Below are 19,445 nucleotides of genomic sequence, written 5' to 3' on the forward strand. Positions count from 1 at the left end.
TCAAAACAGGAAATACCGTTGCGCCATCGGAAGCTCCGCGGCAGGGTCACAGGTCAGAAGTTCGCCATCCGCGCGCACTTCATAGGTTTCGGGATGCACTTCCACGGTTGGTGTGGCCGTGTTGAGCACAAGGTCGCTTTTTCCGATGCCGCGCGTGCCTTTGACCGCAAGCGTCTGCTTGGCAAGCCCGAGCCGGTTCCCAATGCCGTCGGCCTGCGCCGCTTCCGAGACAAAAGTTACGGCGGAATGCTCAACCGAGCGGCCATAGGCCCCAAACATCGGACGGGTATAGACCGGCTGTGGTGTCGGGATCGAGGCGTTCGGGTCACCCATCTGCGCGCAGACGATGGTGCCACCGAGCAGCACCATCTCCGGCTTGACGCCAAAGAATGCCGGGTTCCAGAGCACCAGATCCGCGCGCTTGCCCTCTTCGATGGAGCCTATCTCGTGGCTTATCCCGTGCGCGATGGCCGGGTTGATGGTGTATTTTGCCACGTAGCGCCGCACACGCAGGTTGTCGTTTTCGCCGGTTTCGTCGGATAAGCGCCCGCGCTGCTTCTTCATCTTGTCGGCGGTTTGCCAGGTGCGGATGATCACTTCGCCGACGCGGCCCATGGCCTGGCTGTCGGACGCGATGATCGAGAACGCGCCCATGTCGTGCAGAATGTCTTCGGCGGCGATGGTCTCGCGCCGGATCCGGCTCTCGGCAAAGGCAATGTCCTCTGGCACACGCTTGTCGAGGTGGTGACAGACCATCAGCATGTCGAGATGCTCTTCGAGCGTGTTGACGGTGAAAGGCCGCGTCGGGTTGGTCGAGGAGGGCAGCACATGCTCCTCGCCACAGATCTTGATGATATCCGGCGCGTGTCCGCCGCCCGCGCCCTCGGTATGAAAGGCGTGGATCGTCCGGCCCTTCATGGCGTTGACCGTGTGTTCGACAAAGCCGCTCTCGTTGAGCGTGTCGGTGTGGATCATCACCTGCACGTCCATGGCGTCCGCGACGCCCAGACAACAATCGATGGCCGCCGGTGTCGTGCCCCAATCTTCGTGCAGCTTAAGCGCGCAGGCTCCGGCGCGGACCTGTTCCTCAAGCGCTGCGGGCAGCGACGCGTTGCCCTTGCCCGCAAAGGCGAGGTTCATCGGAAAGGCATCCGCGGCCTGCAACATCCGCCCGATATGCCACGGCCCTGGCGTGCAGGTCGTGGCCAGCGTCCCATGCGCCGGGCCCGTGCCGCCGCCCAGCATGGTCGTGAGCCCGGAATGCAACGCGTCCTCGATCTGTTGCGGGCAGATGAAGTGGATGTGACTGTCGAAGCCGCCTGCGGTCAGGATACGCCCCTCGCCCGCGATGGCCTCGGTTCCGGGGCCGACGATGATATCCACGCCGGGCTGGGTGTCGGGGTTGCCCGCCTTGCCGATCTTGTGGATGCGCCCGTCTCGCAGGCCGACATCGGCCTTGTAGATGCCGGAATGATCAACGATCAGCGCGTTTGTGATCACAGTGTCGACCGCGCCCTGCGCCCGCGTCGCCTGTGATTGCCCCATCCCGTCGCGGATGACCTTGCCGCCGCCGAACTTGACCTCCTCGCCGTAAAGGAGCGCGTTTTGCCCCGATCCGCCGGTCCCGGCGCTTCCGGCCCGCTCGGCGGTCAGATCACGCTCGACCTCGATGATCAGATCGGTGTCGGCCAGCCGAACCCGGTCTCCGACGGTGGGTCCGAACATGGCGGCGTAGTCGGATCTCGAGATACGTGTTGCCATGGATCAGGCTCCCGGTTTGAAACTGGACAACCGATGCGCATTGGCCTTCGTGGCCTCGCGCACCGGGGCAATTGCCGCTGCCGCGACAGCGTCGGATGAGCCTCCGCGCAGGAAGGCCACATGCGCATCGGTGACCCCTTGGGTCATTGCCTCGACCTTCTCGGTCACCATCAGGCTGTGTTCGCCCGGCGCAACCGGCCAGAGGCCGAGCATGCCCAGGCCGCGCATCGCGATCACGGCCTGTGCTTCGGCGGCAAGCATGGTCATCGACACGACATTGCCCCAGACCCCCTGCGGATCCGTCAGAAAGCGCGTCATCCGAGGTCTCCCATCACCGCCTGGTTGAAGCCGACCACCCGGCGCGCGCCGGAATAGGGGATCAAGGCGACCTCGCGGCGTTGACCGGGTTCGAAGCGGACAGCGGTGCCGGACGTGATGTCGAGCCGCATGCCCCGCGCCGCGGCGCGGTCGAATTCAAGCGCGGGGTTGGTTTCCGCGAAATGGTAATGGCTGCCAACCTGCACCGGCCGGTCACCGGTATTGGCGACCATCACCGTGATCGCGGCGCGGTCCGCGTTCAGCGTGATGTCACCCTCTGCGGGAAAGATTTCTCCGGGGATCATGGTCGATCCTTTCTTCGTTCAATCCGCGCGCAGCCGCTTGGGTGTGATGCGCAATGCGGGTTTCTTCTGTCCAGAAATACTCAATCTTCAACGGATCGGATTGTGCACCGTCACAAGCTTGGTGCCATCGGGAAAGGTGGCTTCGACCTGCACCTCGTGGATCATCTCGGGAATGCCCTCCATGCACTGGTCCCGCGTGATGACCTCGGCGCCTGCCTGCATCATTTCCGCGACCGAACGCCCGTCGCGGGCCCCTTCCACGACCGCATCGGTGATCAGGGCAATGGCCTCCGGGTGATTCAGCTTCACGCCGCGCGCAAGGCGACGCCTCGCGACCTCGGCGGCCATCGCGACAAGCAGCTTGTCCTTTTCGCGTGGGGTCAGGTTCATGGGTCTACAGTCTCCAGGATCGTGGCAGGGCGCCACCTGCAAGGTGTTCAAGCGCTGGGATCAGGGCGCGTCTGAGGTCGAATCCATCCGATGCAAGGAACCGCCCGACAAGGAGCCGGTCTGCAGCAAGGCTCACCCCGGCCGTTTCCGGCAGCATCGAGCGCAGACGGTCGACATGGTTGGCGGCATCCGGAGCGGCATAAACGAGCAAGGCCATCGCGCGCGCGCCGTTGGCGATGGCCGGTTTGTCGAGCTGGGTGTCGATGGCACCGCTGAGCGTGGTGGCATCGTGAAACAGCCGCGTGCCACCGCGTGTAAGGGACACACGATCCGCGAACCGGGCCTGCTGCACCTGTTCGCGCATGGCCAGTCGGCCGAACAGCACCGGCTCCACGATCAACGCAGTGGCGTCCTCGGCCATGTCGACCCGCAACGTGCGGCGCAGCGCGGCATGGTCGAAGAGAATGGTTTCCTGTGGGAGCCAGTCGAGCCGTGCCCCCGCGTCAAGCCGCAGACTGTTGGATACGGTCGCTTCGGTGGCACCGGTCGCGCGGTAGGCTCGCTCCGCCGCCTGTGTCGTCAGTCGCAGATGGGCACCTGCCTCGGCCTTGGCGTGAATGCGGATGCTGTCGCCTCCGGTCAACCCACCGGCCGTGTTGATCAAAATGCCGTCGATACGCTTGTCATCCGGTGTCGTCAGCACGCGGGCACAGCCGTTCTGATACAGGTGAGACAAGCCCGACCGCGCGGGACCGAGACTTTTCGCGGCAATCGCAACCTGCCCGTGCGCACGCGGCGGTCGGACTGTCAGGGCTGCATGGCTGGTCATGGGCGACTGTTCATTGTGTTCTGAATTTTTGGCAACCGAATGCCCGAAGCACCAGCAAAACAAACTCATGAAGGGCCTTTTCGCCAATCTTGTGGGCGAAAATGTGAGTTCTGCCCTGAAACTGGGCAAAAAATATATACACCTCGCGAGGATCGTGGCTCGATCGAGGGCGCGACAGAGTGCCCGACATGGGCCCGGTTTTTCACCCGGACAGCGCCGGACCTGCTCGACGGAATGCGCGTCGGGCAGGGCTCGCATCGCTGCGCTTGTGGCCATCCGCGCCCGTCTCTACGCGTCACCTCGCCCGGATCGCGCCGGAGATCTCGCGCGGCTCGGCTTCATGGGACAGATGCTTCCGGCGATTGCGCGACGGGTCTTTGACGTCGATAAGCCAGGCCGGGTTTCGTGGCATTGCCTTGATGCGGGGTGGGGTGCGTTTGCGCAACACCGGTTGCCGCGAGGAGCGGTGACCTTGCCCCCCTGACAGAGGCGCAGCCAGCGGGCGATCCGCAAGTGAACGCGAAAAAGCAGCCCTCTCTCTGGGGGGCGCATGCAGGCTGACGGGCATGAGCGGGTCCGGACACAACGGGCCGTGAAAGAACAGGTCTCATGGGCCGCGTGTTCTGGGGCGGGAAAGCCGGAGGGCTGCCTTCGGAAACACCCGCCACAAGAGCACCGCGGTTGCACAGAGCGCCGCTGCGCAAAGCAGGATCTTTGACACGGTTTCCATCGTTCCCTGGATCTGCACCGCGTGGATCACAGACCCGAGGACCACGAGCACCGCCAGTGTCAGGTGGGCGCGGCGCCATGTTCGGTATCGTATCTTGAGGCGGCCGCGGAACAGGGCGAGGGCACCACCAGCGAAGACCGCCCACATGCCGATCACGCCCCAGGCGGAAAACGGCGTCGGCGAAACGAAAAGTAAGGCGTCGACAACGTCAGGCGGGCTTGTGATCCACAAGCCAACCAGATGGAGCACCACCGCAACCATCAACCCAATGCCGACCCACCGATGCGCACCCCGCGCGCGGGATCCCCGCATGCCGGGCAGGGCGCCCAGGATCAGCAGCGGCTGCACAACCAGCAAAGACAAAGCAACAACGCCGGCAAAGCCGGCCACGATATAGACCGGATCCCGCCACGCCAGCAGCGGGCTGGCCGCGGCCGCATAGAGCGGAACGAGGAGCACAGCCGTCAGGCAAATCCAGATCAGCGCCGAGCGGGTGCGGGACATGGTATGGCGCGGCGGTTTGCTCAGGCCGGTTCCAACACGAAATGGGCCTCAAGGGTCGTGTCCTGGGCCCGTGGCATGATCGGACGCAGAAACACGGTCTTGAAGGTGCCGCTGTCATAGGCGAGATGGCCATGCGGTTGACCAAAAGCCGGGACGATCTGCGGCATCTCCAACCGGAAAACGCCGTTGGCATCGGTCAGGGTTGCGCCATGGCTTTCCGGGTCGCGTTCATGCCCTTCGGTCGTATGGGCCCATATCTGGATGCGTTGACCGGGCAGGGGCGCGCCATCGCCGGCCCGCCGAACCGTTCCAGTCATCCAGAAGCCGCCTCCGCCAATACGCTCCACGATCGGCGCGCCGGGGCGGTAATTGTTCGATCCCCCGCGCATCGATGGCGTGGGCGCCACGCCTTGAGCCCGGGCCGGTGTGAGAAAACCGGTGGTCGCGGTTGCCAGGGCAGCGCCTCCGGTCACGAGGACGGTGCGACGATTGAGGAAAGCCTTGGTCATGTGGAATCTCCTGTCTCAAGCCGATGATGCGTCCGGCGTCCGGTTAAAGAACCGCCCTTTGCTAATGCCAACCTAATGCGCCGGAACGACAATTCTAAGCGTGTTTTCCGCCTGTCATGCGGCGATGCCATGATTGTGAAGCATCATTGGTTCCCATCTGGACCGCCCGTGTCGGTGCACGGCTGATCGCGCTCCATGTTCGACGTTCATGTTGCGGTTGTCCGCGCCCGGTCTAAGCTGCGCCCATGCCCTATGTGACGTCCCTCTTTGCCCGCAAGATGGTAGCCGCCGCTGGCCCGGACATCGATGCCGTGGCGTTGCTTGCCCGGGTGGGTCTTGATGCTGCCGTGCCCTGGGATCCGAAGGTCATGATTGCCGCTGACGCCTATTATGCCATGCTCGAGAGCATCGCCGAGCGGAAAGATGTCACGGCGCTCCCCCTTGTTTGTGGCGCCTCGATGCGGTGTGACGAGTATGGCGCGCTTGGCTTGGCATGGAAAGCTGCGCCGAACCTGCGCGGGTCGCTGTCTCGGGTAGAGCGGTATGCGCGGCTCTGGACGAGCGTGGTGGCATACAAGGTGCAAGCCGACCCGCGCGGGGTGTTGTTTGTGCTGCACCGCAGCGGCGCGCGGCGGCTTGGATTGCGGCTTTCCAATGAGGCGACCCTTGCCAGCGCCGTGTCGCTGGCCCGGCAGGTCTCTCCCGTGCCGTTTTCGCCGGTCGAGGTGTTGGTGCAGCACGACGCTCCGCGGCGGATCGATGCTCATGAGGCCTATTTCGGGTGTCCGATCCGGTTTGGGGCCGAAGTTGACGGATTGGTCGTGTCGCATGAAGCGCTCGATCGCCCCAATATTCTTGGCGATCAAGGCATCACGCAATTCCTTCTGTCTCACCTCGATGAAGCGCTGGGGGCGATCCCGGACGTGCTGACGCTGGAGGCCCGAACCAAAGAGGCCATTGCGCGCGCGCTCAGTGAGGGCGTGCCAAAAATGGAAGACGTGGCGCGGGGAATGGGGCTGAGCGCACGGTCGCTCCACCGGCGCCTCGCCGATCAGGGTGTGCGCTTTGACGCCTTGCGAGAGGCCACACGCCGTGAACTCGCGGAAGGTTTGCTTGGGGACCAATGCTATTCGCTGGCAGAAATCGCATTCCTGACCGGGTTTTCGGACCAGAGCGCGTTTTCCCGTGCCTTCAAACGTTGGGCCGGATGCCCGCCGGCCGCCTATCGCAAGGCGCATCTGTCGCGGCGGTCGGGGCGAGAAAAAACATCATGAATGCGCGGGCTATTGGTGCGGCGACGTCTATTTGGTCTGGAATACCGGTCCCAAGTCGATGTTTACCAAACGTTGATGAAAGCCTATATACTTGGTACCAGGAGGCCAAAGATGCCCAAGATAGGCGAGCAGATTGCAGCACTTCCCATTCGATGGGACGAAAAGGACCGGGTGAGCGTGTTGATGGTCACCTCCCGCGGATCGCGGCGTTGGGTCATGCCCAAAGGCTGGGAGATGAATGGCAAGAAACCATGGGCTGCTGCAGAGATCGAGGCGCTCGAGGAGGCGGGGGCCAAGGGCTTTATCGGCCATGTGCCGCTGGGGACGTATCGGTATCCGAAGATCCTCGATGACGGACAGATAATTCCCTGCGTTGTCAGTGTTTATCCCATGTTTGTCGAAAAGCTCAAACGCGATTGGAAAGAGCGCAAGGAGCGATCCCGTCGCTGGTTTTCACCAAAAGCCGCGGCGAAACGGGTCGATGAAGAGGAATTGGCCCAATTGCTCATGATGCTGCACAAAAAGCCGCACAAGGTCCCTGTTATTCGCGAGTTGCTGGCCGAAGCCAGCTAACCCGGCGTTGGTGACCGATCGCATTCATGAGGATTGGTCGCGATATCAGCCTGTGTGTCGCCGACATTCTGGAGCGGAATTGGTAATTGCCACCAAGACACAGCCGCACGCAGCGCGTGTATCGTCCAAAGTGACAGGCTTTTCCGGTTTCATTTCGCCAAAGGGGCACCCGTGAAGCACGCCTCTGCTTCCTTTAGTGCGCCCCTTTCTGAAATAGAGCGTTTCCGATCAATCAACCGGCAACCCGCTGGGCACCGCATCGGGGCGACCAAGCGGCAGACGGTCAACGCTTGCGCCGGTCAATGACAGCAAGAACGCCTCGATATCGCCAATGTCATCCTCACTCAGCGACACCGGCGTGATATCGACATTCCGGTCTTGCCGGGCAAGCTCGATCCGGTCTTCGAGGATCGCAAAATCCACTTCTGACACCCATGCGATATCCGGCAGGCGCGCCATTTCGCGCTTCCACTCGGCGCGCGCCGTTTTGGGGTCGGCCATATGCCGGATCATGGAGCGCAGGTCGGGATATGCGCCATTGTGGCCGTAGGGCGCGGTCAAGGCGACATTTCTCAAGCTCGGCGTGCGGAAACGATACGCGTCTGTCAGGCGATCCGTGGCGCCCATGCGCCCGACGTCCCGCGGGATCGGGTCAAAGGGCCGTGTCCGGCCGGGGCCGAATTGCGGAATACCCGCCGCGTGGAACTGCTGATCGGAAAACAGGGGGCCGTTGTGGCACGTGGCGCATCGCGCCTTGCCGAAAAAGAGCTGTCGCCCGCGCTCCGCCGGACCGGGAAGCGGGATCCCCTGGGTCATATAGGCGTCATACGGGCTGTCGAAACTCCGGAATTCCGTCCCGATAAAGGCGGCGATCGCATTGGCGATTTCCACGATTGTCACCTGTTCCGGTTTGTCGATGTGGTCAAAGCAATCCACGAACATTTCGCCATAGGCCGGGATCGTGCGCACGCGCTTGGCAATCAGCGGCCAGCCCTTGTCGATGCGGTCCTTGAAGGCACCGGCAACTTCGTTGGAACCGGGTTCGCCCGCCATTTCCGCGTCCGATGTCATCGGGAACAGCGCTTGCGCAGCGATGATCGAATTGAGTCCTGTCGGGAGGTATTCCTCCGCCGGGCTGTCAAAGCCATTTCCGTAAAGGTCCGAGACTTCGAGTCGTCCGTCGTGAAACAGAACCGCGACATCGCGATGCGCGAGATTCCACAGCGCCGGTGCGTTGCGTGGAATGCGGGCGCGCACACGATGCTTGCCGTCCATCGCAACCCGTTCTGGCCCGATCCCAATGCCGCCTTCGCCAATACCAAGGCTGAGCCGATCCGTGCTGCCAAGCTCGTGGTGATGGCAGGTGCCACAGGAGATGTTGCGGTTGCCCGACAGGATCTTGTCATAAAACAGCATCTGTCCAAGTCGGGCTTGCGCCGGGTCGAACTGCAGGAAATCATCGGGATCGATGGCCTCCGCGGCCGTGGAGGTTGCGAGCCCGAGGGAGAGGAGAGCTGCGTGCGCCAGAGAAGTGAAGGCACGGCGTGGGGTGGGGCGTCCTCGCCCGACCAAAACACCGTTCGGGACCAACTGCCGAATGCGTCGTCCAAGGCTCCGGAGCAGCTGATGGGCGTTGTCTTGAGAGCGGTGTCGCATTCTGTGCATCATGTCATCTTCCGATCGGTGGGAGCGATGGTGATCGCGGTTTGGGGAAGCCTTGGCCAGGCCCAGACGCTGGAGCATGCGCGTGACCTTATGGAGGCGCATCGGTTCGAAGAAGCCTATGCGGCGATGTGGCCGCTGGCGCGCTCCGGAAATGCGGATGCCGAGGAACTCATCGGTGTGATGTATGCCCTTGGCCTTGGTGTCGAACAGGATCATGTCCGGGCCTTCGACTGGTATCTGCGCTCTGCGATGAAAGGGCATCCCGGCGCGCAATCCGGGGTCGGGTGGTACTACGAGACCGGCTTGGGCCTGCCGACACCGGACCTCGTTCGGGCATTTCTGTGGTATCAACTCTCGACCATTGGCGGCGATCCGGACGCCGCCATTTCGGTCGAGGAGGTCATCAAGAAGATGACAAAAGACGAAATCGAGAAAGCGCATCAATTGGTCAATGACTATCGGGTGTGGATGTATCCATTTCGTTGATCTTGGCGCAGTCGAAGCGGTTTTGGCAAATTTTCTCAGTGTCAGACCAGGTTTACAGGAATTTTTCTCGATTCAATGACGATATGTTGAGGGCCCTGGACCGCTGCCGGAAGATATTTCCGATAGTGGTCTGAGCATTGGAGTTGCGCACCATGATCACGCGGTTGTGATTCGCAGTTGATCAGACGCATGACGTGACCATCCGACCCAACACGCGCGAGTGCCCGGTGACCACCGGCATCAGGGTGCCGTCGCAAGGCCCTCGTGCGTCATGGGATGGCCGTGTGTGACATCCCTGGCTGTCGGGAAATGAAACCCGCGCTTTCAGGCTCCAACCCCAGAGTCTCACCCGAAGCGAGGCCTGGGCCGGGATCTGCGCCGCGGGCGCCTCAAACGCATACCGGTAACGCAGCGGGCTGTCTGAGAGCGCAGTGCCAGCCCTCGGGCCGGCCGGGGTCGTTCCGCACCGTGGGTTTTGGACGGCCTCAGATACGGCCTGCGCGGCCTTCGCCTGTGCCAAACCCTGCGGTTCTTGGTAGACTCGAAATTTGGTTGTGTGAAAATTGAAGCGCGCCCAAGGCGGATTGGGCGCGCTTCAATGAGCTGGAGAGATCAGGCGAATTCGACATCATCTTCGATGTCGTCACCTGTTTCGTCGGAAAACTCGGCTTCGGTATCGTCTGGGAGGCTTAACGCCGCAATCAGATCCTCACCATCGTAATCGTCAAGCGCGCCCGCTTCAATCGCGGCATCATAGGCTGCAAGAACCTCCTCGGTATCCGCAAAACCCCCGTCTGGCGCCTCGATGCTGAAGATCTCGACCGGGTAGTCTACCGCGTCGGAATATTCATAGAATACGATCTCTTCGAGGGCCGGAACACCACCCAAGTCGGTTTCATTCTCGTAATACGCGAGGTAGTTTTCAAAGGTGGGTTCAACACCTTCATCCAGCACGTCCACAACGCCTTCGCGGGGTTCCGCTGCAATCGCGACGCCGACGACCTGGTCGCCGGTTTGGGTCCCGAAGTAAACCTTTTCGAAAAGCGGCTCTTGTGGTTCTTCAGGATCTTCTGGCTCTTCCGGAATTTCGGGGTCGTGGGAGACACCCTTGATCGAACCTTCGTCGTTCGATGTCGATGTGGCGCGGATGCCGAAAACATCGATGTCGTCGATTGAGACATCGTCGAGGGCGATCGTCAGCGTGTCGCCTTCCGAAACAAAGGTTTCCTTCTCCGTACCGTCAGGACCGAGTCCCGGATCGCTGAGCGCCTCGGCGTCGTCCCATTGGACCCTGTCACCATCCAGCCTGGAACCGTTCATGTTCAACGGGCCGGCGAGGGATTCACTCGATCCGGAAAAGTCATCATCTCCGAAGTAGACGGCGTTTACGTCCATGCTGCCTTCGGTCACCTGAATATCGGCAAGCACCTGACCCTCGATCTCGTAGAGAGAGACCGTATAAGACAAACCTTCGGTTTGATACGAAAACACTTTCGAATAATCCGGCACAACAAACCCTTTCCCTGTTCCGCGTGGGCGCAGCAATGTGAAGATATCTTGTCAGTGATGTGTTTGAGAGCAATTTTTCATAAACGATACGTTTCCAATTCAGCATCATGCGCGCGGGGCGTGCCCAGCGAATGCTGCGGATGTTGCGGAATTCGGTCCAGGTCTCACCGGCGATTGCATTTTTGGACTTGCGCACAAGTTGCTCGGTGCACGGGGCTGGTCGCGATCGTACGATAGGTTTTGCAAGATACATCAGAAAAGCCGCCCGGTTTCCCGGACGGCTTCATGATCATCACGCGCGGCGAAGATCAGTTCAGGTCAGCCTCATAGCCCGAGGCGAGGTCGGCTTCCGCTTCCTCGACGGCTTGCATCAGCGCTTCGAAGATTTCCGGGCCGCCATCGACATTGTCCTGGAACCACTGGAACACCGGCTGTGCGGCATCCCGGAACGCGGCCTTTTCATCCGGCGTCGGCACATAGAGATCACCCCCGCCCGCGACAAAGTCTTGGTAAGCCTGGATCGACTTGCGCTTTGGCGAGGCAAATGTCGCCTGCTGAAGCGCCGCGAAGCCATCGACCACCACGCGGCGCATGTCCTCATCCATGCCGAGGAACTTTTCGTTGTTCATCACCCAGATCGCGCCCATGTAGGCGTGCCCGTCGAGCGTCACGTATTGAAGGCCCGCATCGGGGAACTTCATGCCCATGATGTCGGTGATGCCGTTCTTGGACCCGTCGACAACGCCGGTCTGGAAGGAGGTGAAGAGCTCCGGCCAGCTGATCGGGGTCGGGGCGGCGCCCATGGCCTTCACGACTTCCTGCGGCAGGTCTGCGACCACGGTGCGGATCTTGAGGCCTTCGAGGTCGGAGGGTTGCGTCACGCGGCGCTGCGTGTTGGCGAAGTTGCGCCATCCGCCGGTGTTGCCGATGGTCATGATGCGGATCGTGTCGCCGGAATCTTCAAGCGCCATCGCGCGCATCTTGCGGGTGAAATCGCCCGAAAGCACATGCTCCGCGACCCGGTCATCGGACATCAGGTAGGGCAGGTCGAGCACCTGCACATAGGGGAAGATGCCCGCCGCACCGCCCGAGGTGGTCACAAACACGTCGATCGAGCCGTCAGCCACACCCTGGAGGCACTCCGCCCCCCCCGAGCAGAGCTGCGTGCCGATGAAGAGCTCGACGGCGATGCGCCCGTTCGAGGCATTCTCGACATGGTTCTTGAACACCACGAGACCGTCATAGTCCTCGTCGTTTTCGTTGGAGTTGGCTGTGGCACGGATCGTGATGTCCTGTGCCGCGGCGGACAGCGCGCTGCCTGCCAGGAGGGCGGCGGTGAGCGCCACCTTGGTAAGACCTTTGAGCATGAGTTTTCTCCCTGTTGCTTTCTTTGGTCCGGGTCGAGGCCCCGAAGGGCCCGGTGAAATCGGAGCGCGGCGGATGGCCCGTCGCGGCCCGGCAATGGTGAGCGGGTTCGCCCCGCGTCCTGTCAGTCCGCGAACCCCGTCAGGCGCGGGATCGTCATGGAAATCTCGGGAACGAAGGTGATCAGGAAGATCACGAAAATCTCGACCGCGAGAAAGGGCAGGATGGCCCGTGAAATCGTTTCGACCCGTTCGCCTGACACGGAGCTTGCCACAAACAGCACGAGACCCATTGGCGGGGTCGCCAGCCCGACGGTGAGATTGACCGACATGATGATCGCGAAATGGATCGGGTCGATACCGAGATCCACAAAGATCGGCCCGAGGATCGGTCCGAGGATGATGATCGCCGGGCCCGCGTCGAGGAACATGCCAACAAGAAACAGCAGCAGGTTGATCAGGAACAGAAGGACCAGCGGGTTTTGGCTCAGCCCAAGGATGAAGTCGGCAAGGATCTGAGGCGCATAAGACAGCGACACCACCGTTTTGAACGCCATTGCCGCGCCCACGAGCAAGAGCACCGTGGCCGAGGTCAGCGCCGCACGCATCAGCACATCGGGCAGATCGGAGACCTTGAGCGTGCGCAGAACAAAAAGGCCAATGATGATGGCGTAGGCCACGGCGACCGCGGCGGCCTCTGTCGGGGTAAAGACCCCCAGAAGGATGCCGCCGAGGATGATGACCGGGGTCAGAAGCGGGAAGAACGCCTTCAGCGACGCCTGCCCGCGCTCGCCCCAGCTTGCCTTCTGGCGTGACGCCGGGAAGTCGTAGCGGTCGGCCATGATCTTGACCATGACCATCAGACCCACCCCAACCAGAATACCGGGGACGATGCCTGCAAGAAACAGCGCGGCGACGCTTTCACCCATGACATAGGCATAGATGATCATGATGCCCGAAGGCGGGATGATCGGGCCAATGACGGACGATGCCGCTGTGATCGCGGCGGCGAATTTGCGCGAATAGCCCTCTTTCTCCATGGCGGGGATCAGCATCGAGCCAAGCGCGGAGGTATCCGCCACGGCAGAGCCCGACAGCCCCGCGAACAGCATCGAGCTGAGCACGTTCACATGCGCCAGGCCGCCGCGAAAATGGCCCATCATCGCCTGCGAGAACTCTACGAGGCGCATGGTGATGCCGCCACGGTTCATCAGCTCGCCCGCCAACATGAAGAACGGAATCGCCATGAGCGGGAAGCTTGCCATGCCGTTATAGACGTTGCGGTAGAGCAGGATCAGATCCCGCTCCTGACCATTGAGCCACAGCATGATGCCCGGTGCGGCCAGCATGCCGAAAAACACTGGCAAGCCGATCATCAGGAAGAGCAGGAACAGCGGTAAGAACCAAACCAACATCGCGCCTTACTCCCCTGTGAGTTCTTCATGGAGCAGTGGGCGCAACCGTTCGCCCCCGCCTGCAAGTGTCACCAGAGCCCGAAGGATCAGCTCGATATTGACCGCCAGCAGCAAGGCAAGCCCCGTGACAAGCGATGCGATCTGCCAGCTGTTGGGCATTTTTTCCCATCCGTCGGCAGTGGGATATTTCAACGACGCCGATTTGAACTTGCCGGCGAGGCTGGTCATTTCACCAAGGCCCATGTCGAGCCCGATCATCAGCACCAGCCCCGACAGGATCAGAAGCACCAGGGCGAGCAGCGCCGCGGCACGGGGTGCAAGCGCTGCGGTCACGATTTCCAGCGCAACGAAACCGCCTCGCCGATAAGCGGTGGGTGCAATGAGGCCGGTCATCCAGAGCATGAGGAAAATGGCGAGTTCTTCGGGCCAGGGCAGCGCGTTGCCGAGGATATATCGGAAAAACACCTGCAAGAGGATCGCAACGACCATGATCGCAATCGCAAGAGTTGCAATCCAGCGCCCGACCCGCAGGACAATGTCGAGAACAGACTGCAACGGGCGCAGAAGCGCCAGCAAAATGGCCATAGGCCGATCCCTCCCTTTCGCGCGCCCGTTTCGCGTTTCTTGTCTTTTTGGGCGCGGTTTATGACGCGTCGGCAAACCCTCCGTATCGGCCTGCATGAAACAGAAGGGGCGCCCCTTCTGACGTGGTCACGCGCGTCACCCGTGCCACGATGATGGTATGGTCGCCTGCATCATGCAACGCTTCTTGTGCACATTCGAACCGCGCCAGAGATCCCGACAGCAACGGCACTCCGTCGGTGTTCGCCTCCCAGTCGCATTTGGCAAAAGCGCCCGACCCGTCTCGGGCGAAATTCACGCAAAGCTCTGATTGGTCTGCGCCGATGACGTGAATGCCGAACCGTTTTGCCGCGATGAAGGGTCCGTAGCGCCGCGAAGCCTTTGCCGGGGACCACAGAACCAGTGGCGGGTCCAGTGATACAGAGGCAAAGCTGTTGGCGGTCATGCCAAGCGGGCCGTCCGGCGTCTGGCAGGTCACGATCGTGACGCCGGTGCCGAACTGTCCCAAAGCGTCCCGGAAGGCGCGAGAATGGTCGGCATGGGCCGGATCGAAGCTGGGAAGGGTCGGAATCGACATGGTGGTCATGGTGTCCTTCATGGGCGAAATGCTCTTGCGTCAGGCGACTTCCCGCCCGAGCGCGTCAGTGTAGAGCTCGAACCATGTCTGTCGATCCATAGAGACCTTTGCCGCGTCGCCGATCTTCTTGATGCGGTCGAGATTGTTTGTGCCCAACACCGGCAGGATGCGCGCAGGATGTGCCAGAAGCCAGGCAATCGCGACCGCTGCCTCGTCGACTCCCTGCTCGGAGGCGATGGCACTCAGGCGCTGGCGCAAAGCCGTGTTGCTGTCGCCGAAAAGCGCACCACCTCCGAGTGGGGACCACGCCATGATCGGGGTTCCCTTCATCTGGTGGAATGCCACGTCTCCATTCACCAGCGGTTCGTTATGCAGCAGCGACAGTTCGATCTGGTTGGTGACAAGCCGTGTATCCATCCCGGATTGCAGCAGTCGCCAGTCATGGGGTCGGAAGTTGGAGACCCCCACCGCGCGGACCTTGCCCGAGGCAACGACCGCATCGAGCGCCGCGCCGGTTTCGCGGTGATCCATGAGCGGGTCCGGTCGGTGAATCAACAGAAGGTCGATATGGTCGATCTTCATCAGCCGAAGCGAGTGGTCCACCGATGCAAGGATGTGCGCGCGGGACGTATCGTAATGCTTGACGCGCGCGTCGCTGTAGCGCCCCGCGGGTGCCACGATATCGCATTTGGTGACGATCTCGATCTGGGCGCGGATGTCAGGCGTGAGTGCGTTGCCCATGACCTCCTCGGCTTCGTATCCGCCATAGATGTCGGCCTGGTCCATCGTGGTGATGCCCTGATCGACACAGGCGGCGATCTTGTTGCGGACATGCTCGGGCGAGGTGTCCTTGTCGTCGGAGAGGCGCCACATCCCGTAGACAAGGCGGCTCATGGTCAGGGCGTCGTTGAGGGGAATGCGGTCCATCGGGGCGTCTTTCTGGGAGTGTCGGGAAACGTGTGTTGTTGAAGTGGCGAGGCGGCCCGGCGTCCGGGCCGAAGAGCGGAATGCTCAGCGGCGCGGGCCGGCGCCAAGCGGTGTTTGCGGGGGTGATGAAGGCACGCGGCCATAGGCTTCGGGCAGCGAGCAGGTCTTCATCTGCGGCAGCACCCGGCTGCCGAAGTGCCGGCATTCGTCGATATGCGGATAGCCCGACAGGATGAAAGCCCGGATGCCCATCTTCTGGTATTGCTCCAGTTCGGAGAGCACCTGGTCGGTTGAGCCGACCAGCGCCGCGCCACAGCCGGAACGCGCCCGGCCGATCCCGGTCCAGAGATGCGGTTCGATGAAGCCTTCGAGGTCGGCCTTCTCGCGGTTCGCGGCCTGGTGAGAAACGCCAAGACTCCCCGCATCGAGCGCGCGTTCGCGGATCGCCGTGCCTTGCGCATCGTCGAGCTTGGAGGTGATGTGCTCGGCCCATTCGCGCGCTTCGGCCTCGGTGTCGCGCACGATCACATGGACGCGCAGCCCGTAATCGAGCGTGCGGTCATGGGTTTCCGCCACCGCATGCACGGCTTTCATCCGCTCGGCCAGCACATCGCGGGTTTCCGGCCACATCAGGTACACGTCGCAATGTTGGCCGCAGAGTTCGAGAGCGGCGGGCGAATAGCCACCGAAATAGAGCAGCGGTCCACCCGTTTGGTAGGGTTTCGCGGGATCGGTCGTCAGCCCCTCGAAATCGTAGACCTCGCCCTTGTAGGTGATCTCGTCCCGCGTCCATGCCTGTTTCAGGATCTCCACCACCTCGCGCGAACGCTGGTAGCGGTAGCCGCTTTCGGCCTTTTCGCCGGGGAAGTCGGAAGAGATGATGTTGACGGTCAGGCGCCCCTTCATCATGTGATCGAGCGTCGCAATGGTCCGTGCAAGCATGATCGGCTGCATCTCGCCGCAGCGGACCGCGGCCAGCATGTTGATGCGCTCGGTGATCGCCGCGCCTCCGGCCACGAAACTCAGGGTGTCTTGCCCGACCTGATAGGATGACGGGCACAGGATGTTGCGGAAGCCTTGGGATTCCGCCTCCTTGAGAATTGCCGAGCAATGCTCCCACGAAGACCGCAGGTGCCCTTCGGGATGGCCGAGATATTCGTAGTCATCCGAGCACAGCGCGGCAAACCACGACACCTCTGCAGCGTCGAGATCGGGGGATGTTATGGGCACGATGGTCATGGCGGGCCTTTGTGTGGAGCATGCGCAAGAAGCGGAAAAGGTGCCTGCATGGGGCACATTTTTTATTGCGTAGCACCGTATTTGATGTAGATCAATAGTGTATCAATTTGGGGCGCGCGATGTCTGAAGGCCATGTTCCGGACCGACCGTTTTTGCAATGCCGGGCGGGTTTCCTCCCGCGGCAAGGCGGTGTTCTGGGTGCGGGGCCTTTTTTCGGGGGCGGCGTCTTTTTGGTCGTCCGTGATTGCGCGCCGGTGACCGCGTGCTCTGGCCGGACCGCGAGTCATGGTTGAGCCCGGCGCGGGAGGTGGTCGTGCGGGGCACGATGCCTATGCGCTGCCGCTTCATGTTCAGATCTCGGAAATGCTGATCCGTGACATCAATGCGGGTCGTCTGAGCGATGGTGAGCGTCTGCCGCCGGAGCGCAATATGGCGCGAAATCTTGGCATTTCGGTGGGCACATTGCGCCGCGCTTTGGCGGACCTTGCCGAAAAGGGCATGCTCGAACGCATCCAGGGCTCGGGCAATTACATCCGCGCCACGCAGGACGTGAAGTCGGTCTACGCGTTTTTCCGGGTCGAGTTGCTGGAGGGCGGTGGCCTGCCGCAGGCGGAGCTTCTGTCGGTCGATCGCGTCGCCAAACCCGATGCCTTGCCGGAGTTCGGCACATCCGGGGAGGCGCATCGCATCCGGCGCTTGCGGCGTCTTGGCGGCGTCCCGGCGGTTCTCGAGGAAATCTGGCTCGACGGCGATTACGCAGACAGGCTCGATGACGGGGCGCTATCGGAGTCGCTGTACCTGTTTTACCGAGAAACTCTGGGGCTTTGGATCAGTCGGGCCGAGGACCGGTTGGGGATGGGTTTTGTGCCAGATTGGGCACCGGAGACTTTTGGCCCGCGCCCGGGAGAGGCGCGTGTGATGGCGACGCGGATCGGCTGGGCGCAGGACGGTGCGCGCGCCGAGGTTTCGCGCAACTGGATTGATACGGACGTGGCCACCTATGTGGCGCGGATCGGATAGAGGAGGGCGCGGGGGCAGACCCGCCAGCCCGGTATGTGGCCCGGGCTGAACAGTGGGGATTGCCCGGGCAGCCAAGCAAAGGACAGGACCCAATGGACGGTCACGAGACGGACAAGAGCGGCCGCGCCGCGGGGCAGGCAGGAACGAAGATCATCCAGTATGGCGTGATCGGCTGCGGCATGATGGGCCAGGAGCATCTGCGCAACATCGCCCTTTTGCCGGGCGCGCGGGTGGCGGCAATCTATGAGCCGAACGAGATCATGGCGAATGCAGCCAAGGCGATTGCGCCCAATGCGCGGCTTTGCCCGTCACTGGACGAATTGCTGCGCGACGAGACCCTCGATTGTCTTCTGGTGGTGAGTCCGAACCACCTGCATGTGGATCAGCTCGAGGAGATTGCCCGGCTGCGTCCCTTGCCGCTGCTGATGGAAAAGCCGTTGTACACGGCGCCGGAACAGGAAGCCCGGCTTGCGGCGCTGCGCGAAAGCTATCCGGCACCGGTCTGGGTTGCCATGGAGTATCGCTACATGCCGCCCATTGCGACGTTCCTCGAAGAGCTGGAGCGCGCGACCGAGCGGGTGACGATGTTCACCATCCGAGAGCACCGTTTTCCCTTCCTGCCCAAGGTCGGCGACTGGAACCGTTTCAACCGCAACACGGGCGGCACGCTGGTTGAGAAATGCTGTCACTTTTTCGACCTGATGCGGCTCGTGCTCAAATCCGATCCGGTTCGGGTCATGGCGAGCGCCGGGCAGGAGGTGAACCATCTCGACGAGGAATATGGCGGCGAGCGCCCTGATATCTGGGACACCGGTTATGTTCTGGTGGACTTCGCCTCTGGCGCACGGGCGATGCTGGAGCTTTGCATGTATGCCGAGGGGGCGCGCTATCAGGAGGAGCTCTCTGCCGTCGGGCCGCGCGGCAAGATCGAGGCCTATGTGCCGGGGCCCGGTCGGTTCTGGCCAACGCATCTGGGGCTGCCGCCGACCGCGCAGGTGATTGTGTCGCCCCGTCAGCCCAAGGGGCCGCAAACGGTCGAGATTCCCGTCGATCCGACTTTGCTGGAGGCGGGGGACCATAACGGCTCCACCTTCTACCAGCATCAACGCTTCCTTGAGGTCGTGCGCAGCGGCGGCACGCCGGAGGTCACGCTCGAGGATGGCGCCTGGGCTGTCCGGATCGGCCTTGCAGCCCAGCAAAGCGCACGCGCCGGTGAAGCGGTGCGGCTTTGAGAAGCGCCGGCGCGGCGCCCGCACGCGGAGCTGCGCTGCGGAGTGTCGCGAGAAGGACGTGTAACGGGGAGCTGCCGGGCGGATAAAGTCGGGCCTCCGAGTTTATGGTCCGCATTCAGAAGCGCGCTTTCGGACCATTGGCACATTTCGGTCTAGCTTTGGCAGCCACACAATATGCTGCGGCTGCACAATCGCAGACGTAATTGAGGGTTGTCCGGACAGAGTGGTCCGCTCCG

The 19,445-nt window shown here is 62.2% G+C and carries 20 protein-coding genes; 5 read left to right on the top strand and 15 right to left on the bottom strand.

What is annotated here, in order from left to right:
- From ureC to J1C49_RS05140, 7 genes are all read right to left on the bottom strand, one after another.
- Nucleotides 1–1,761 carry an urease subunit alpha gene (gene ureC, locus J1C49_RS05110; protein ID WP_227444729.1) on the bottom strand — a complete coding sequence of 587 codons (1,761 nt, stop codon included), beginning with the start codon at nucleotides 1,759–1,761 and terminating at the stop codon, nucleotides 1–3.
- A gap of 3 nt (nucleotides 1,762–1,764) precedes the next feature.
- On the bottom strand, nucleotides 1,765–2,079 hold the full coding sequence (locus J1C49_RS05115; protein ID WP_227444730.1) for an antifreeze protein: 315 nt from the start codon (nucleotides 2,077–2,079) through the stop codon (nucleotides 1,765–1,767).
- Nucleotides 2,076–2,384, bottom strand: a complete 309-nt coding sequence (locus J1C49_RS05120) for an urease subunit beta (RefSeq protein WP_227444731.1) — start codon at nucleotides 2,382–2,384, stop codon at nucleotides 2,076–2,078. Before J1C49_RS05120 ends, J1C49_RS05115 begins: the two co-directional genes overlap by 4 nt.
- Nucleotides 2,385–2,471: 87 nt before the next feature.
- Nucleotides 2,472–2,774 (bottom strand): urease subunit gamma, encoded by a 303-nt coding sequence (locus tag J1C49_RS05125; RefSeq protein ID WP_227444732.1) that lies wholly within the window; start codon nucleotides 2,772–2,774, stop codon nucleotides 2,472–2,474.
- Between the two features lie 4 nt (nucleotides 2,775–2,778).
- A complete protein-coding gene (locus J1C49_RS05130) occupies nucleotides 2,779–3,603 on the bottom strand; it encodes an urease accessory protein UreD (RefSeq protein WP_227444733.1) in 825 nt (274 codons plus the stop codon).
- Between the two features lie 607 nt (nucleotides 3,604–4,210).
- Nucleotides 4,211–4,837, bottom strand: a complete 627-nt coding sequence (locus J1C49_RS05135) for a ferric reductase-like transmembrane domain-containing protein (RefSeq protein ID WP_227444734.1) — start codon at nucleotides 4,835–4,837, stop codon at nucleotides 4,211–4,213.
- 20 nt (nucleotides 4,838–4,857) lie between these two features.
- The gene (locus J1C49_RS05140) at nucleotides 4,858–5,346 is read right to left on the bottom strand and encodes a twin-arginine translocation pathway signal (protein ID WP_227444735.1); all 489 of its coding nucleotides are present in this window, start codon (nucleotides 5,344–5,346) and stop codon (nucleotides 4,858–4,860) included.
- Nucleotides 5,347–5,591: 245 nt separating this feature from the next.
- Here J1C49_RS05140 and J1C49_RS05145 point away from each other — a divergent pair, with 245 nt between their 5' ends.
- Nucleotides 5,592–6,620, top strand: a complete 1,029-nt coding sequence (locus J1C49_RS05145) for an AraC family transcriptional regulator (RefSeq protein WP_227444736.1) — start codon at nucleotides 5,592–5,594, stop codon at nucleotides 6,618–6,620.
- A gap of 111 nt (nucleotides 6,621–6,731) precedes the next feature.
- A complete protein-coding gene (locus J1C49_RS05150) occupies nucleotides 6,732–7,193 on the top strand; it encodes an NUDIX hydrolase (protein ID WP_227444737.1) in 462 nt (153 codons plus the stop codon).
- 228 nt (nucleotides 7,194–7,421) lie between these two features.
- On the opposite strand, the gene J1C49_RS05155 is transcribed toward J1C49_RS05150, so the two are convergent.
- Nucleotides 7,422–8,765 (bottom strand): cytochrome-c peroxidase, encoded by a 1,344-nt coding sequence (locus J1C49_RS05155; RefSeq protein WP_370639375.1) that lies wholly within the window; start codon nucleotides 8,763–8,765, stop codon nucleotides 7,422–7,424.
- Nucleotides 8,766–8,885: 120 nt separating this feature from the next.
- Between J1C49_RS05155 and J1C49_RS05160 the strand changes: the two genes are divergently transcribed.
- Complete coding sequence (locus J1C49_RS05160; RefSeq protein ID WP_227444781.1) at nucleotides 8,886–9,344, top strand: tetratricopeptide repeat protein; 459 nt, start codon at nucleotides 8,886–8,888, stop codon at nucleotides 9,342–9,344.
- 612 nt (nucleotides 9,345–9,956) lie between these two features.
- On the opposite strand, the gene J1C49_RS05165 is transcribed toward J1C49_RS05160, so the two are convergent.
- From J1C49_RS05165 to J1C49_RS05195, 7 genes are all read right to left on the bottom strand, one after another.
- Nucleotides 9,957–10,853, bottom strand: a complete 897-nt coding sequence (locus J1C49_RS05165) for a hypothetical protein (protein ID WP_227444738.1) — start codon at nucleotides 10,851–10,853, stop codon at nucleotides 9,957–9,959.
- A 308-nt stretch (nucleotides 10,854–11,161) separates the two neighbouring features.
- Nucleotides 11,162–12,220, bottom strand: a complete 1,059-nt coding sequence (dctP, locus tag J1C49_RS05170) for a TRAP transporter substrate-binding protein DctP (RefSeq protein WP_227444739.1) — start codon at nucleotides 12,218–12,220, stop codon at nucleotides 11,162–11,164.
- A gap of 122 nt (nucleotides 12,221–12,342) precedes the next feature.
- Complete coding sequence (locus J1C49_RS05175; protein WP_227444740.1) at nucleotides 12,343–13,632, bottom strand: TRAP transporter large permease; 1,290 nt, start codon at nucleotides 13,630–13,632, stop codon at nucleotides 12,343–12,345.
- Nucleotides 13,633–13,638: 6 nt separating this feature from the next.
- Complete coding sequence (locus J1C49_RS05180; protein WP_227444741.1) at nucleotides 13,639–14,217, bottom strand: TRAP transporter small permease subunit; 579 nt, start codon at nucleotides 14,215–14,217, stop codon at nucleotides 13,639–13,641.
- 58 nt (nucleotides 14,218–14,275) lie between these two features.
- Entirely contained in the window at nucleotides 14,276–14,791 is a 516-nt protein-coding gene (locus J1C49_RS05185) for a flavin reductase family protein (protein WP_227444782.1), read from the bottom strand.
- A 39-nt stretch (nucleotides 14,792–14,830) separates the two neighbouring features.
- Complete coding sequence (locus J1C49_RS05190) at nucleotides 14,831–15,718, bottom strand: aldo/keto reductase family oxidoreductase (protein WP_227444742.1); 888 nt, start codon at nucleotides 15,716–15,718, stop codon at nucleotides 14,831–14,833.
- Between the two features lie 84 nt (nucleotides 15,719–15,802).
- The gene (locus J1C49_RS05195; RefSeq protein ID WP_227444743.1) at nucleotides 15,803–16,957 is read right to left on the bottom strand and encodes an LLM class flavin-dependent oxidoreductase; all 1,155 of its coding nucleotides are present in this window, start codon (nucleotides 16,955–16,957) and stop codon (nucleotides 15,803–15,805) included.
- Nucleotides 16,958–17,242: 285 nt separating this feature from the next.
- Between J1C49_RS05195 and J1C49_RS05200 the strand changes: the two genes are divergently transcribed.
- Both J1C49_RS05200 and J1C49_RS05205 read left to right on the top strand, forming a co-directional pair.
- Entirely contained in the window at nucleotides 17,243–17,977 is a 735-nt protein-coding gene (locus J1C49_RS05200) for a GntR family transcriptional regulator (protein ID WP_227444744.1), read from the top strand.
- Between the two features lie 92 nt (nucleotides 17,978–18,069).
- Nucleotides 18,070–19,209, top strand: coding sequence for a Gfo/Idh/MocA family protein (locus tag J1C49_RS05205; RefSeq protein WP_227444745.1), 1,140 nt, complete (start codon nucleotides 18,070–18,072; stop codon nucleotides 19,207–19,209).
- The last annotated feature ends 236 nt before the right edge of the window (nucleotides 19,210–19,445 follow it).

It is taken from the genome of Cognatishimia sp. F0-27, from assembly GCF_020667845.1.
GTDB lineage: Bacteria > Pseudomonadota > Alphaproteobacteria > Rhodobacterales > Rhodobacteraceae > JAFMPQ01.

Excerpts from the sequence above, each read along its gene's own strand:
- ureC (WP_227444729.1), bottom strand. The coding sequence starts at position 1,761 with ATGGCAACACGTATCTCGAGATCCGACTACGCCGCCATGTTCGGACCC.
- J1C49_RS05115 (WP_227444730.1), bottom strand. The coding sequence starts at position 2,079 with ATGACGCGCTTTCTGACGGATCCGCAGGGGGTCTGGGGCAATGTCGTG.
- J1C49_RS05120 (WP_227444731.1), bottom strand. The coding sequence starts at position 2,384 with ATGATCCCCGGAGAAATCTTTCCCGCAGAGGGTGACATCACGCTGAAC.
- J1C49_RS05125 (WP_227444732.1), bottom strand. The coding sequence starts at position 2,774 with ATGAACCTGACCCCACGCGAAAAGGACAAGCTGCTTGTCGCGATGGCC.
- J1C49_RS05130 (WP_227444733.1), bottom strand. The coding sequence starts at position 3,603 with ATGACCAGCCATGCAGCCCTGACAGTCCGACCGCCGCGTGCGCACGGG.
- J1C49_RS05135 (WP_227444734.1), bottom strand. The coding sequence starts at position 4,837 with ATGTCCCGCACCCGCTCGGCGCTGATCTGGATTTGCCTGACGGCTGTG.
- J1C49_RS05140 (WP_227444735.1), bottom strand. The coding sequence starts at position 5,346 with ATGACCAAGGCTTTCCTCAATCGTCGCACCGTCCTCGTGACCGGAGGC.
- J1C49_RS05145 (WP_227444736.1), top strand. The coding sequence starts at position 5,592 with ATGCCCTATGTGACGTCCCTCTTTGCCCGCAAGATGGTAGCCGCCGCT.
- J1C49_RS05150 (WP_227444737.1), top strand. The coding sequence starts at position 6,732 with ATGCCCAAGATAGGCGAGCAGATTGCAGCACTTCCCATTCGATGGGAC.
- J1C49_RS05160 (WP_227444781.1), top strand. The coding sequence starts at position 8,886 with ATGGTGATCGCGGTTTGGGGAAGCCTTGGCCAGGCCCAGACGCTGGAG.
- dctP (WP_227444739.1), bottom strand. The coding sequence starts at position 12,220 with ATGCTCAAAGGTCTTACCAAGGTGGCGCTCACCGCCGCCCTCCTGGCA.
- J1C49_RS05175 (WP_227444740.1), bottom strand. The coding sequence starts at position 13,632 with ATGTTGGTTTGGTTCTTACCGCTGTTCCTGCTCTTCCTGATGATCGGC.
- J1C49_RS05180 (WP_227444741.1), bottom strand. The coding sequence starts at position 14,217 with ATGGCCATTTTGCTGGCGCTTCTGCGCCCGTTGCAGTCTGTTCTCGAC.
- J1C49_RS05185 (WP_227444782.1), bottom strand. The coding sequence starts at position 14,791 with ATGTCGATTCCGACCCTTCCCAGCTTCGATCCGGCCCATGCCGACCAT.
- J1C49_RS05190 (WP_227444742.1), bottom strand. The coding sequence starts at position 15,718 with ATGGACCGCATTCCCCTCAACGACGCCCTGACCATGAGCCGCCTTGTC.
- J1C49_RS05195 (WP_227444743.1), bottom strand. The coding sequence starts at position 16,957 with ATGACCATCGTGCCCATAACATCCCCCGATCTCGACGCTGCAGAGGTG.
- J1C49_RS05200 (WP_227444744.1), top strand. The coding sequence starts at position 17,243 with ATGGTTGAGCCCGGCGCGGGAGGTGGTCGTGCGGGGCACGATGCCTAT.
- J1C49_RS05205 (WP_227444745.1), top strand. The coding sequence starts at position 18,070 with ATGGACGGTCACGAGACGGACAAGAGCGGCCGCGCCGCGGGGCAGGCA.